Consider the following 14,984-nt stretch of genomic DNA (forward strand, 5'->3'; position numbering starts at 1 on the left):
CTGTCATTCTTTTTCTTTTATAACTAAAAAAATTCAACATAAAAGAATCCGCTCTTTAGAAGCGGATCCAGTAGATAAATACATCTCATTTTTTTAATTAGACAACAATAAAAAAGCACAGCCGACAATGCTGTGCTTAAATTTTTATTTCAAATTTAATTGCAATTCCAAAGCTGAAAAAAGCAAAAAAAGAATTCATTTCAGTTTTATTACATAGTAAATTTAGCTATAATTTTAATACGAAGTGTAAATTTAATGTTAAAATTAATAAGTTATCCACATTTTTTTGTGGATAATTTGTGCATTAGTTTTCATTAAGATATTTCAGGATAAAATCGTTAAGGGTTTTTCTTTCCTCGTCACTTCCTTTATTATCCATTTTTCCATGATTAATATTGGTTAATTGTACGGTGATATGATATTTCTCCTGTTCGTCTTTTGTAGGTAAAACTCCTTCATCAGCCGGATAATCATTAGAACGCAACGTGTACACTTTTGGAATTGATGTCCGAGGAAGATACATTCTTCTGTTATCCATTGTTATGATTTTATAGACCAGATTCGGATGTTTATTGGCGAATAAAGCGGTCATATCAGCACCGTTGGAATGTCCGATCATAGTCAGATGCTTATAATCAAGTTCAGGTTTTGATTTTTTTAATTCATTTAAAACAAATAAAATGTTTTCTGTACCTCTTTTCCAGAAAGGCATTCTTACGACTTGTGGAATTCCAACGGAAGGAATCAATTCATCAGTTGGCAATTCATGTTGAATGCTTACTACAAAATATCCTTTGGAAGCCAATTTTTCTGTGAGATAAGAGTACAACAAATAATCTCCGCCATGATTTGCTCCGTATCCATGACTGAAAATAACGATCTGCTGATTGTTGATTTTCCTATCTGTTTTCGGACTGAAATAGGCTACAGGAATTTTTCTGCTCCTTGATTGATCAAATATTGTAAGCGTATCTAACTTTACTTCATAATTAAGGTTTGGTTCGATATTCTTTTTGGAAGAACAACTGAATATTAATACAGTTAATAAAAGAAAAGAGAGTGTTTTAAGTTTCATGGTTATGGTAAAAATATATTTTTTGGAGTTCTAAGAAATGATAAAGATTAAATTTTAAAATCAAAGATAAAGCTTTGTATATCATGAAAAAAATCCTAATTTTATTCCATTAATATCTCTTTATAAATATTACAATTTATTCAGGCGCAATTTCTTTTGGCTTGAAACTTTAAGGTTCAAATTTTCTGAGCCTAAATAATCTATTACATTAAAATTAAAAGGTAAAAGCATATTGCTATTTTACGGCTTGCTATTTACCACAAATAAAGAGATCATTATGAAAACAAATAAAATTGCCGTAATTGGCGGAACGGGAAAATCCGGAAAATATCTTGTTCAAAATCTTTTGGAAAAGGGATATCCCATCAAATTATTACTTCGAACTCCTGAAAATTTCACCTTAGAAAATCCTTTAATTGAAATTGTAAAAGGTGACGCAAGAGATTTTGATGCAGTTGATCAGCTCATCAAAGATTGCAGTGCTGTGATCAGTAAAATAGGGCAGCCGGTAGGAGAGAAGTCAATATTCACAGATGCTACAAAAAATGTGATACAGTCGATGAATTCACACGGACTCACAAGATATATCGCGATCACAGGTTTGAATGTTGATACTCCTTTTGATCATAAAAATGATAAGGTAAAAATGGCAACAAACTGGATGTATGAAAACTACCCAAAAACAACAAAAGACAAACAGGATGAATACGAAATTCTTGTGGATTCTAATGTAGACTGGACGTTGGTAAGGCTTCCATTAATTATTCCGACTTCGGAGTGTTTCCCTGTAGAAACAAGTTTAGTAGATTGTAAAGGAGAAAAGATCAGTGCTACAGATTTGTCTGAGTTTTTGGTTTCTCAGATCGAGGATGAAACTTTTATTAAGCAAAGTCCTTTTTTGTATAATATTTAAATTTTTTAAATACGAATTTCACGAATTCTTTCACAAATAACATAATTTTAAAGCTTTGAGAAAATGATTTCTATTTTTAAAACGCAATAATTAATTTGTGAATATTTGTGTCAATAGTGTTTAAACAAAAAAAATAGAGCGTCGAAATTGACGCTCTATTTGTATTTTAATTCTCCAGCTTCTCTTTAATATACTTCGCTGTGTGAGATTTTTTATTTTTTGCTAATTCTTCAGGTGTTCCTGTGAAAACCACTTCACCACCGTATTTTCCTGCTTCCGGACCGATGTCGATAATGTGATCGGCGGATTTTATAATATCCGGCTGATGCTCAATAACGATCACAGAATGTCCAAGATCGATCAAAGCTTGCAGAGATTTCAATAATTTTTGAATATCATGAAAGTGTAAACCTGTTGACGGTTCATCAAAAATAAATAAAGTCTTATCTGTTGTAACACCTTTCACCAAGAAAGAAGCTAATTTCACACGTTGTGCCTCACCTCCTGAAAGAGTAGAAGAGCTTTGTCCCAACTGCAAATATCCCAAACCAACTTCCTGTAAAGGTCTTAATTTAGTAACGATTTTTTCCTCTTTATTTTCTTTGAAAAATTCTAAAGATTCATCAACAGTCATGTGAAGAATATCGGAAATGTTTTTCTCATCGAATCTCACTTCCAGAATTTCATTTTTAAAACGGGTTCCTTTACAAACTTCACATTCCAGCTCAATATCTGCCATGAACTGCATCGAAACATTGATCACGCCTTCACCTTTACATTCGTCGCATCTTCCGCCGTCAACGTTGAAAGAGAAATGTTTTGGTTTGTATCCCATCATTTTTGATACTTTCTGTTTGGCAAAAAGATCTCTGATATCGTCATAAGCTTTCAAATACGTTACAGGATTCGAACGGGATGATTTTCCGATAGGATTTTGATCAATTAATTCAATATTTTTGATCAGCTTTTTCGGGAATTCTACAGAATCGTAATCACCTTTCTTTCCGCCCATTCCCAGCTGGATCTGAATGTCATTCGTAAGAATTTCTTTCATCAAAGTAGATTTTCCACTTCCCGAAACTCCTGAAATTACCACCAGACTTTCCAACGGAACGTCAACGTCTATATTTTTAAGATTGTTTTGTCTGGCTCCTTTTATATGAATCCATTCTTTTGCTTTTCTGCGTTTTGCTGGAACTTCAATTTCTAGTCTTCCTGTCAAATATTTAGAAGTAAGCGTATCGGCATTTTTCAATTGTTTGTAATCTCCTGCAAATACCAATTCACCACCAAGATAACCCGCTTCCGGACCAATATCGATGATATAATCGGCGGCTCTCATCACATCTTCATCATGCTCAACAACGATTACGGTATTTCCAAGGTCACGAAGATTTTTTAAGACACCAATTAAATTTTCTGTATCTCTTGAGTGTAATCCGATTGATGGTTCATCCAAAATATAAATGGAACCAACCAAAGAACTTCCCAAACTTGTCGCCAGGTTAATTCTCTGACTTTCACCACCGGAAAGTGTGTTTGATGTTCTGTTAATGGTTAAATATCCCAAACCGACTTTCAGTAAAAACTCAATACGTGTTGTGATTTCGTATAGTAATCTTTTTGCGATTTCTTTATCGTGATCAGACAGTTTAAAGCTTTCAATCAAAGGAAATAATTCATCCAAAGGAAGTTCTATAACCGATTGAATATTATGTCCGTCAATCTTCACCCAGCTTGTTTCTTCACGCAATCTCAGACCTTCACAAGTCGGACAAAGCGTTTTTCCTCTGTAACGGGAAAGCATCACACGATACTGGATTTTATATAAATTTTCCTCAAGCATTTTGAAGAAATTATTAAGCGATGGAAAACTGCTGCTTCCGTCACCTTTCCAAAGATAATTTTTCTGCTCTTTTGATAATTGGTGATAAGGCTTATGAATAGGGAAGTCCTTTGCTTTTTTAATGAAATCTTTCTTCCATTCGCTCATCGTTTCACCTTTCCAGGAAGCTACTGTATCTTCAAAAACAGATAATGCTTTATTTGGAATAACAAGATCTTCATCAATTCCAATCACTTTTCCGTAACCTTCACAAGTAGGACAAGCGCCATAAGGATTATTAAAACTGAAAAAATGAACGTTTGGTTCAAGAAATTCCATTCCATCCAACTCAAATTTGTTGGAGAATTCTTTTATAATTTCTGTTTCAATATTTTTAAGCGAACAATGACCTCTGCCTTCATAAAAAGCCATCTGGATAGAATCGGCAAGCCTTTGAAGAAAACTTTCATCTTCTTCGTAAGAAAAACGGTCGATCACCAAATTGATGGTCATGCCTTTCTCGGGAACGAAACCAAAACTTTCAAGATCTTCAATTCCTGCAACATTTCCGTTGATCTCCAGTCTTGTAAAACCAGCAACTTTTAAAACATTTAAAGTTTCATTGAAATTGGCAACGTCATATTCCAATGGGGCAAGCAATAAGAAAGAAGTATCTTTTTTTGATGATTTAATAAAATCCACCACATCCGTCACCGAATCTTTTTTCACTTCTTCGCCCGAAACCGGAGAAAATGTTTTCCCGATCCTTGCGAATAAAAGTTTCATATAATCGTAGATCTCAGTAGAAGTTCCTACTGTAGAACGCGGATTGGAAGAAATTACTTTCTGCTGAATAGCAATGGAAGGAGCCAAACCTTTAATATCATCAACTTTTGGTTTTTCTAATTTACCCAAAAACTGACGTGCGTAAGAGCTCAAACTCTCAACATATCTTCTTTGCCCTTCAGCATAGATCGTGTCGAAAGCCAAAGATGATTTTCCGCTTCCGGAAACTCCCGTAATAACAATAAGCTTGTTTTTAGGGATCAATACATCTATATGTTTCAGGTTGTTAAGATGTGCGTTTTTAACGAAAACCTGTTTTTTTATATCTATTTCTGTAGTTAAAGCCATAGTAAATTTAAGACTAACAAAATTACGAATTTTAAACGGAAAATTTTACCTCAAAATGTTTCATTATCATTCAAAGAATCTATTTAAACAAGAGGTTGCTTTTCAGGGCTAAAATACATTCTAAATTAATGAACAAGAATTAAACAATTATCAATTAAAAAATAATATTCGTAGCATATCATTCAATGCCAATATTAAATTTTATGATTTTCGTTATGTTTTTTAGTTTTGGTATTGTTTTGTATATTAAAATTAATTAAAATTGTATTCATAAATATGTAATATAGAAATGAGAAAGTTATTCAGAGATTTAGTTACACATTTAATGAGAAAAAGATAAAATTTACTTCCCACAAAGACAAAAGATGCAGTTTTCTGCATCTTTTTTTTATGACAACTATCATTTGCCTGTCTTGATTAACTCTATTATTTTTGGGCTTGCTAATCTGCAAAAACTAACTGAAGAATAATTCTGATAAAGACATGATTAAAAAAGTAGGAAGTGTTTTTTTTCTTGGAACGATGCTTTTCGCTCAGGCACAGGAAAAAACAACTGATATTGATACTATCGCTGTACAAGGTAAATTTATTTCAACACCATATAAAAGTGCCAACCAAAATATTACCATTATTACAAAAGCGGATATTATAAATTCTCCTGCAAAAAGCATTGATGAAATTCTTCAGCAAATTCCAGGAATGGATATCAGAAGGAGAGGAGCCAATGGTGTACAAAGTGATATTGGGTTCCGTGGAAGCTCTTTTGAGCAGGTACTTTTACTTCTGAACGGAATCAGAATGAATGATTCTCAGACAGGACATAATTCTATGAATATTCCTGTAGATCTTGACGATGTTGAAAGAATTGAAGTGATAAAAGGTCCTGCAGCAAGAAGATTTGGACAAAACGCTTATGCTGGAGCTATTAATATCATCACTAAAATAAATACTGGAAAAAGAGTTAAAATTAGTGCTGAAGGTGGAGATTACGGAACCTACGGCTTAGGATTAAACGCAAGTATTGGAAATGAAAAATTCTCGAATTCGCTTCAAGCTAATTCTGCATCGTCTGAAGGATACATGCATAATACGGATTATGAGATCAGAAATGTTTTTTATCAGAGTAAATTAGCGATAAAAGATGGCGATATTAAGTTACAGGCAGGTTTTTCAGAGAAAAAATTTGGTGCAAATGGTTTTTATTCGTCTCCGCAGGCTACCGAACAGTATGAAGAAACTCAGGCTTCTGTTGTAAGTTTGGCGCATCAGCAAACGTTTGGGAAGTTCAGATTAAACTCAAATGTATATTGGAGAAGAGGGCAGGATATGTATCTTTTTAACCGTGCAAAGCCTGAAATTTACAGGAACATGCATATTGGAAATAATGTCGGTGGTGAAGTGAATTCAAGCTACCAATGGGGATTGGGAACCACAGGTATTGGTGTTGAATTGAGAAAAGAGTTTTTGGCGAGTAATAATTTAGGAAACAGAAACCGTTTTGTTTCTCAGGTTTTCTTCGAACATCATTTTTCTTTACTAGACAAAAAATTAAATATTACACCGGGAGTTTCTTGGGCAAATTATTCCAATGAAGGAAATTTCTTCTACCCAGGACTGGATGTAGGCTATAACTTCGATCCAAATAATAAAATCTACGGAAATATTTCAAAAGTTCACAGGGTTCCGACCTTTACCGATCTTTATTATGTAAGTAAAACAGAGCAGGGAAATGTTAATTTAACCCCTGAAAGTGCTGTTTACTCAGAAATTGGATATCAGTTTCAGAATAAAAATATTTTAGCTAAAGTCAGTGGATTTTTAAGAGGAGCCAATAACTCTATTGATTGGGTTAAAGCTTCTTTAAATGATCCGATTTGGTATGCTCAAAATGTAGGAGATACAACTATAAAAGGAGTAGAAGCAGAGCTTAATCACCGAGTTTTAGATTGGTTGAAATACAGTGTTGGATATACTTATCTGGATAATAAATTTAATGCTTCCAATGACTTTGTTTCAAGATATGTTCTGGATAATTTAAAGCATCAGTTTATAGCTAAATTAGAAACAAAATTCCTCGGAAATTTTACAAATGAAGTTGTTTACAGATACAACGACAGATTAAATTTAGGTAGTTATAATCTTTTAGATGAAAAAATAAGTTTCGTTAAAAAAGACTTTTCAGTGTATATTTTAATTAATAACGTAACCAATACAGAATATACTGAAACCTTCGGTGTAAAGATGCCTAACAGATGGTTTCACGTTGGTTTCTCATATAATATCAATATTAAGTAAATGTTAATTGAGAATGAATTAAAGTTAATATTACGAAATTGTTAATCTAGTGTTAATTCAATTACATTTGCAAAAATTTTTTTAGATGAAACTCTTTTTAAGTCTCAGTTTACTTTTAAGTCTAACATTTTTTAAAGCTCAAGAACATATTTCAAGCTTCAACGCGTTGACCCTGACTTATAAATTTCATCCAAAATTTTTCATGTATGCGGAAGGTCAATTAAGAAGTATTGAAGATTATACGTATCCTGATTATTATGAAATAAAAGGAGGATTGGGCTATAATCTTACCAAAAATCACAAACCTTTTGTTGGTTTAGGGCGATACGCAACTTATAAAGATCACGCGATCAACAAAGAAGAGTTCAGAGTTTGGTTACAGGATGTGATTGACGTTAAAAAAGGTGTTGTAAAGTTTGAAAACCGTTTTCGTGTTGAAAAATCATGGTTTCACGAACCTCAAACAGATAAAAATTCCCAGAGAATGCGTTACCGTTACCGTTTGAACGTAAGTGTCCCTTTAAACTCAAAAGAGGTGAAAAAAGGAACGGTTTTCGTGAATGTTTATGATGAAATTTTCCTTGTAACACCTATGAAACCTACTTTTGCAAGAAACAGAGTTTATGCGGGAGGTGGTTATCAGATTGACAATAATTTCGGAATTGCAGCGGGATATCTTTGGCAAAGAGAATTTAATGCATCCTCAAACCAAAATTTTCATTTCGTTTATCTTGCATTAAACATCAATATCGACGGAACAAACCATCCTGTGAAAACGTTTGATTATCCGGGAGCGGATTAAAAATAAATTTCTCCTTAGCTGAAAATATAAAAACTCCTTATATTCAATAGAGTGTAAGGAGTTTTTATATTTCTAATATTTATCAATTAAATAATGATAAGCTTTTAAATATTTATTAAATCTTTTGATATCCTTAGGAAGAAGTTCGCGGTTTACTCTTCGAAGATCCATATTGTCACGAAGATCGTTAAGTTTTACGGCTACAGCCAAAGGAGATCTTTCTGTTCTTCTTACAAAATCGTCATATTCTTCATCAGGATCGAATTTTGTGAGACAGCTGATTGCAAAAATAATGTACTCGGGGAAACCTTCACCTCTTAAATAATCCAGACTGAATTCTACAGGATGATCTTCTACAACGTCGTGAAGTACGCCTACTATCTTTTCATCCATTGTTTTACCATATTCCATCACTCGCATAACGTGAGCAATGTATGGAGCATGATATTTGTCTGTTTGCCCTTTATGTGCTTTATCAGCTATTTTTATTGCTCTGTGAAGCAGTTCGTCTTTTGTCATTGTATGTAAAGTAGAATACAAAAATAGAAAATGCCCCAAAATTTGAGACATTTTTTTATTATTATTTTACAGAATGTTATTAATTGGTCTGGTCTTCTACAGAAGCACTTGATGCATTGTTCTTTACAGACTCAATTCCGTTTTCCATGCCATTTTCGGATTCATACATTTGGCTGGTTCCGATGATCTGTCCGTTTGAAGCTTTTAGATTGAAATAGCATCGACTGTCTTTTGCAGTATGTCTTTCAAATTTGTTATCGTCCTGAGAGTTTTTCTTTACAGATTCAATACCATTTTCGCATCCGGATTTGGAATTATATCCCTGACTGGTCAGGATTATTTGTCCATTTGCGGCTTTTAGATTAAACTGATAATCGCCATTTGTTCTTTTAGAAATAATAAATTTTCCCATTGTTTATATTTTTGAATTTGGTTATTTAGTAATTGTTCAATAAAAATACTGAAAATTTATGAAAAAAATAAAAAACGTCTCAAAAGAATTGAGACGTTTTAAATCAAATTTATATATAAAAGACTAATAAGCTCCTTTTTCAATATAATGTGCAGCCACTTTTTCAGTTAACGCTACAACATTTGGAGTATTTGTATATTTCGTAAATCTTCTTAAACCAGAAAGCATCATTCTCTGTTCGTCACCTTCTGCAAAAGAAACAATTCCTTCTTTAGCAGCAGCAATGATTTTATCGATAGCTTTGTAAAGGTTTAATTGAGCCATTGCAGCTTCCACAGAATCAGCAGAAAAGTGTTTCTCAGCTCTTAAAATTGCAGATTCTGCCATATAGATCTGGTTAAGAATTTCAGAAGCATTTATTAATAAATGTTGCTGTTTCTCAATATCCATCATGTATTTTTGAAGTGCAGCTCCGGAAACCATTAAGAAAACTTTCTTAAGATTTGCGATGATTGATTTTTCTTCACTCATGAATGCTGAATAATCAGGCACTTCGAAAGATGGAATTCCCATTAATTCTTTGCTTATCGCCATTGCCGGAGAAAGTAAATCTAATTCTCCTTTCATTGCTCTCTTGATCAACATTCCAACCGCAAGAAGTCTGTTGATTTCGTTGGTTCCTTCGTAAATTCTTCCAATTCTTGCATCTCTCCATGCAGCTTCCATTGGCGTATCTTCTGAGAATCCCATTCCACCATAGATTTGGATTCCTTCGTCTGCTGTATTTTGAGTAAGATCAGAAACGAAAACTTTAAGGATAGAAGCTTCTACTGCGAACTCCTCAACACCTTTTAATTCAGCTTGCTGATGATCCATTCCGCCAGAAACCAATTCTTCAATTTTATCTTCAACATTTTTTGCTAAACGATAAGAACCTGCTTCACTCACAAAAACACCAGTTGACATTTCTGCAATTTTCTTTCTGATCGCTCCGAAAGTTGAAATAGAAACTCCAAACTGTTTTCTTTCGTTTGAATATTGAATAGAGTGGTTTAAAATTCTTCTTTGCCCATCAAGGTTTGCAGCAGCTAACTTAATTCTACCAACATTCAATGCGTTCAAAGCGATCTTGAAACCGTTGTTTCTTTCGCCCAACATATTTTCTACAGGAACCTTCATATCATTGAAGAAAACCTGACGCGTAGAAGATGAACGAATACCTAACTTATGTTCTTCCTCTCCGAAAGTCAAACTTTCAGGATTTTCAAGCTCTGAACGATTGATTACAAAACCAGTGATGTTTTTATCGTCATCAATTTTAGCGAACAAAGTGAAAGTATCTGCGAAACCTGCATTGGAAATCCACATTTTTTGTCCGTTGATAATGTAATGTTTTCCATCTTCTGACAATTTTGCTCTTGTTTTTCCTGAGTTGGCATCAGAACCAGCATCCGGCTCTGTCAAACAGTAAGCTCCGAACTTTGTTCCTGTCGCTAAATCCGGAAGATATTTCTTTTTTAATTCTTCACTTCCGTAAAGAAGCGTTGGTAGTGTTCCGATTCCGGTGTGCGCTCCATAAGCTGTTGCTAATGAACCATTTCCTCCTGAAACATAATCACAAGCCAACATTGTGCTCACGAATCCCATTCCAAGACCACCATACTCTTCAGGAACTGTAATTCCTAAAAGTCCCATTTCACCTAATTTGCGCATTGTTTCTTCTGTCAATGCATAATCTTTTTTCTCGAAACGATCGTGGTGCGGAATCACTTCTCTATCTATAAATTCTTTCGCAGAATCACGAAGCATTTTTTGTTCTTCAGAAAGTTCTTCCAAAGAAAATATTTCATTAGCTGGAATTTCTTTAATTAAAAATTCACCGCCTTTTAATGTTTTATTAAGTGTATCACTCATTGTTTTAATTTTTTAGATTTAAAGAATAAAGAGAAAAGAATAAGGACTTACAACTTTAAGTTTTTTTGAAAGCCAGAAATCATTCTCTGTAATTCTGTGATTTTATTTTCTATATTTTCAAGTTTAGGCAAATCAAAATAACTTCTGTTTGCAATTCGTAAAGAGATCCAAGACTTATTTCCAAAAATCGATTGAAATCTTTATTTGAACTTCTGCTTGATCCTTCAGCAATATTTGAAGCAACCGAAACAGAACATCTTCTAAGTTGAGATTTTAATCCAAATTCTTCATTTTTCGGAAAACTATCAGTAAGAATGTAGGTGTCATTAGCTAATTCAATAGCCAACTTCCAAATGTTTAGATTCTTAAAATTATGTTTCACCTCTGTCTTTTCTCTTTATTCTTTGTTCTTTTTTCTATAGCAATTCAAAGATTGAAGCAGCACCTTGTCCCGTTCCAACACACATAGAAACCATTCCGTATTTGTTTCCGCGTTTTCTCATTTCGTCAAGAAGTTGAACCGTTAATTTAGTTCCTGTACATCCAAGTGGGTGACCCAAAGCGATGGCTCCTCCGTTTACATTTAAGATATCAGGATTTAAGTCTAATTCTTTTTTAATGGCAACAGATTGAGATGCAAATGCTTCGTTTAATTCGATTAAATCAATATCTTTTAATTCTAAACCTGCCTGTTTCAAAGCCTTTGGAATAGCATAAATCGGTCCCATTCCCATGATTCTTGGCTCAAGACCTGCAGCTGCATAAGCTACTAATCTTGCTTCTGGTTCCAATCCTAATTCTTTTACCATTTCTTCACTCATCACCATTACGAAAGCTGCTCCGTCACTCATTTGAGAAGAGTTTCCGGCGGTTACGCTTCCTCCGTTTTTAAATACAGGTCTTAATTTAGTCAAACCAGCCAATGAAGTATCGGCTCTTGGCCCTTCATCTACTGAAAATTCAAACTTTTTAGTCTGCATTTTCTGGTTTTCGTCTAAGAAATTATACTCAACAGGAATTGAGACAATTTGATTGGCAAATTTACCTTCCTGATTAGCTTTTAAAGCCTTCATATGAGATTCAAAAGCGAATTGATCTTGTTCCTCTCTTGTGATATTATATTGTTTTGCGACTTCTTCTGCAGTGTAGCCCATTCCCCAATAATAATCAGGATTTGTTTTTGCAATTTCCGTTTCAGGAACCGGTTTGTAACCACCCATCGGAATGTAAGACATTGATTCTGTACCTCCTGCAATGATACAATCAGCCATTCCTGCCTGAATTTTTGCAGAAGCAATCGCAATCGCCTCACTTCCCGATGCACAATATCTGTTTACGGTAACTCCGGGAACTTTGTCTGTGTTTAATCCCATTAAGGAGATCAAACGGGCAATGTTCAAGCCTTGTTCAGCTTCCGGCATTGCGTTTCCTACGATAAGGTCATCGATTCTATTTTTGTCTAATTGCGGAAGTTCAGCCATTAATTTTTCAATAACTGTAGCCGCCATTACGTCAGGACGAGTAAAACGAAGGGAGCCTTTTGGCGCTTTTCCTACCGCTGTTCTAAATCCTTTTACTATGTATGCTTGTTTTGACATTTGTTTTAATTATTTGATTTAAACATACACTTTGTCATGCTGGAAGCATCTAAGTTTAGATTCCTACGGAATGACAAAGTTTGTGTTAATTTGGAGTTATTAATTTCTTAATGGTTTTCCGTTTTGTAACATGTACTGAATTCTCTCCAATGTTTTTCTTTCGCCACAAAGTTGTAAGAAAGTTTCTCTTTCAAGATTCAATAGGTATTGCTCAGTTACGATTGTTGGTTCAGAAAGATTTCCACCGACCATTACATTCGCTAATTTATCTGCAATTTTTTTATCGTGTGCAGAGATGAAATTTCCGGTTAACATTTGGTCAGTTCCAACATAGAACATTCCCAATGCATCTTTACCCAAAACTTTTACTTTTTGTTCGATAGGTTGAGTATAACCATGTTCGGCTAAACTTATTGCCAACATTTTTGCTGTTTTTATTTGCGTTCTTTTATCAACTGCCACGATATCTTTTCCTTTTTCAAGGATTCCCATATCGTAGGCTTCGTAAGCGGAAGTTGCTACTTTACCCATGGCGATATTCATGAAAGCTTCACGAAGTCTGTTGTTTTTAACATCATCACTATGGAATTCTCTTGAAGTTCTCAATGTCAATTCTTTTGTTCCGCCACCGCCAGGAATTACACCAACTCCGGTTTCAACCAATCCGATGTAAGTTTCTGCTGCTGCAACAACTCTGTCTGCGTGCATTGTCATTTCGCAACCACCACCAAGCGTCATTCCGTGAGGAGCAACGACAACAGGAATAGAAGAGTAACGAACTCTCATCATCGATTTTTGGAAATAAGCAATCGCCATATTCAAATCATCCCAATCCTGCTCGATAGCCATCATTAAAATCATCGCTAAATTTGCTCCAACAGAGAAATTTGTCCCTTGATTTCCGATTACTAATCCGTCATATTCTTTTTCAGCTAAATCAATCGCTCTGTTCAATCCATCTAAAACTTCGCCTCCAAGAGAATTCATTTTAGAACGGATTTCGAAGTTGATAATTCCGTCGCCTAAATCTTCAATCGAAGCTCCCGAATTACTCCAAAGCGTTTTATTTTTTCTGATATTATCTAAAATAATGAAAGAATCCTGACCCGGAATTTTGTAATATTCTCCTGAGTTTTTATCAACATATATACTTTGTCCTTCATCATTAACTTTATAGAAAGTTTCTACATTTTTTACCCAGTCTGAAACTTCATAACCAGCATCTTTAGCTAATTCAATACCTTTTTGAACGCCAACGGCATCCCAAATTTCAAACGGACCGTTTTCCCAACCGAAACCTGCTCTCATGGCATCATCGATTTTGTAAACTTCATCAGAAATTTCAGGAACTTTGTTCGAAACATAAGCGAATAATGCTCCCAAAGATTTTCTGTAAAGCTCTCCGGCTTTATCTTTTCCGCCAATTAAAACTTTAAATCTGTCAATCGACTTATCAATATTTTTAGTTAATTCTAAAGTCGGGAAAGAAGATTTTCCCTGAAGCTCGTATTCTAAGGTATCAAGATTTAATCCGTGAATTTCACATTTTCCTTCTGCATTTTTCAATTTTTTATAGAAACCTTGCTCTGTTTTTGAACCTAACCATTTGTTATCAACCATTTTCTGGATGTAATCTGGAAGTGCAAAAACATCATTAAAATTATTAGCTTCAACACCGCTGTTACGAACACCATTTGCAACCATCACCAATGTGTCCAAACCAACAACATCAGCTGTTCTGAACGTCGCAGATTTTGGACGACCAATTACAGGACCTGTTAATTTATCAACTTCAGAAACAGTTAAACCTAATTTCTGAACGTTGTGAAGCAAATCCATCATTGAGAAAACTCCGATTCTATTGGCGATAAACGCAGGAGTATCTTTTGCTAAAACGGTTGTTTTACCTAAGAATTTTGCTCCATAATTCATATAGAAATCAATAATTTCAGGAGCTGTATCGTTGGTAGGAATAATTTCTAAAAGAGGAAGATATCTTACAGGATTAAAAAAGTGCGTTCCTGCAAAATAATGTTTGAAATCATCGCTTCTTCCTTCCACCAACATATTAATTGGAATACCGGAAGTGTTTGAAGAAACTAAAGTTCCCGGTTTTCTGAACTGTTCAATTTTTTCGTAAACCGATTTTTTGATGTCCAGTCTTTCAACTACAACTTCAATAATCCAGTCTGTATTTTTTATTTTTAGTAAATCATCATCAAAATTTCCAACCTTGATTCTATCTGCGAATTTTGGAGAATAGAGTAGAGCCGGACTTGCTTTTTTCAGTTTTTCAAAGTTTTCAGAAGCGATTCTGTTTCTTACCGCTTTGTCATCTTTGGTCAAACCTTTTTTCTGTTCTGCTTCAGTTAATTCAAAAGGGACGATATCTAAAAGCGAAACTTCTACGCCAATATTAGCGAAGTGAGCCGCAATACCGCTTCCCATAATTCCTGAACCAAGAACCGTTACGTGTTTGATTCTTCTTTTCATTTGA

General features: G+C 34.3%; 11 protein-coding genes. 3 read left to right on the forward strand and 8 right to left on the reverse strand.

The annotated features are described in order from the left end of the window. Positions 1 to 304: 304 nt before the first annotated feature. The gene (locus EG348_RS18160) at positions 305 to 1,075 is read right to left on the reverse strand and encodes an alpha/beta hydrolase family protein (RefSeq protein ID WP_123984378.1); all 771 of its coding nucleotides are present in this window, start codon (positions 1,073 to 1,075) and stop codon (positions 305 to 307) included. 277 nt (positions 1,076 to 1,352) lie between these two features. Here EG348_RS18160 and EG348_RS18165 point away from each other — a divergent pair, with 277 nt between their 5' ends. Beyond that, positions 1,353 to 1,988: an NAD(P)-dependent oxidoreductase gene (locus EG348_RS18165; protein ID WP_123984379.1), complete on the forward strand. Its 636-nt coding sequence runs from the start codon at positions 1,353 to 1,355 to the stop codon at positions 1,986 to 1,988. Between the two features lie 166 nt (positions 1,989 to 2,154). Here EG348_RS18165 and uvrA read toward each other — a convergent pair whose 3' ends face one another. Then, positions 2,155 to 4,947 carry an excinuclease ABC subunit UvrA gene (uvrA, locus tag EG348_RS18170; protein ID WP_123984380.1) on the reverse strand — a complete coding sequence of 931 codons (2,793 nt, stop codon included), beginning with the start codon at positions 4,945 to 4,947 and terminating at the stop codon, positions 2,155 to 2,157. A 483-nt stretch (positions 4,948 to 5,430) separates the two neighbouring features. Here uvrA and EG348_RS18175 point away from each other — a divergent pair, with 483 nt between their 5' ends. Together EG348_RS18175 and EG348_RS18180 are read left to right on the forward strand one after the other, a co-directional pair. Then, on the forward strand, positions 5,431 to 7,242 hold the full coding sequence (locus EG348_RS18175) for a TonB-dependent receptor plug domain-containing protein (protein WP_123984381.1): 1,812 nt from the start codon (positions 5,431 to 5,433) through the stop codon (positions 7,240 to 7,242). A gap of 85 nt (positions 7,243 to 7,327) precedes the next feature. After that, positions 7,328 to 8,044 carry a DUF2490 domain-containing protein gene (locus EG348_RS18180; protein WP_123984382.1) on the forward strand — a complete coding sequence of 239 codons (717 nt, stop codon included), beginning with the start codon at positions 7,328 to 7,330 and terminating at the stop codon, positions 8,042 to 8,044. A gap of 72 nt (positions 8,045 to 8,116) precedes the next feature. Here EG348_RS18180 and EG348_RS18185 read toward each other — a convergent pair whose 3' ends face one another. The 6 genes from EG348_RS18185 to EG348_RS18210 form a co-directional block, all read right to left on the reverse strand. Then, complete coding sequence (locus tag EG348_RS18185; RefSeq protein ID WP_123985109.1) at positions 8,117 to 8,563, reverse strand: phosphohydrolase; 447 nt, start codon at positions 8,561 to 8,563, stop codon at positions 8,117 to 8,119. Positions 8,564 to 8,642: 79 nt separating this feature from the next. Further along, positions 8,643 to 8,975, reverse strand: coding sequence for a YegP family protein (locus EG348_RS18190; RefSeq protein ID WP_123984383.1), 333 nt, complete (start codon positions 8,973 to 8,975; stop codon positions 8,643 to 8,645). A 123-nt stretch (positions 8,976 to 9,098) separates the two neighbouring features. Then, positions 9,099 to 10,889 (reverse strand): acyl-CoA dehydrogenase family protein, encoded by a 1,791-nt coding sequence (locus tag EG348_RS18195; protein WP_123984384.1) that lies wholly within the window; start codon positions 10,887 to 10,889, stop codon positions 9,099 to 9,101. A 109-nt stretch (positions 10,890 to 10,998) separates the two neighbouring features. Further along, the gene (locus EG348_RS18200) at positions 10,999 to 11,235 is read right to left on the reverse strand and encodes a four helix bundle protein (protein ID WP_262696687.1); all 237 of its coding nucleotides are present in this window, start codon (positions 11,233 to 11,235) and stop codon (positions 10,999 to 11,001) included. 70 nt (positions 11,236 to 11,305) lie between these two features. Beyond that, positions 11,306 to 12,487 (reverse strand): acetyl-CoA C-acyltransferase, encoded by a 1,182-nt coding sequence (locus EG348_RS18205; RefSeq protein ID WP_123984385.1) that lies wholly within the window; start codon positions 12,485 to 12,487, stop codon positions 11,306 to 11,308. Positions 12,488 to 12,586: 99 nt separating this feature from the next. Further along, positions 12,587 to 14,980 (reverse strand): 3-hydroxyacyl-CoA dehydrogenase/enoyl-CoA hydratase family protein, encoded by a 2,394-nt coding sequence (locus tag EG348_RS18210; protein WP_123984386.1) that lies wholly within the window; start codon positions 14,978 to 14,980, stop codon positions 12,587 to 12,589. Positions 14,981 to 14,984: the final 4 nt, after the last annotated feature.

This window comes from Chryseobacterium sp. G0201 (genome assembly GCF_003815655.1).
GTDB lineage: Bacteria > Bacteroidota > Bacteroidia > Flavobacteriales > Weeksellaceae > Chryseobacterium.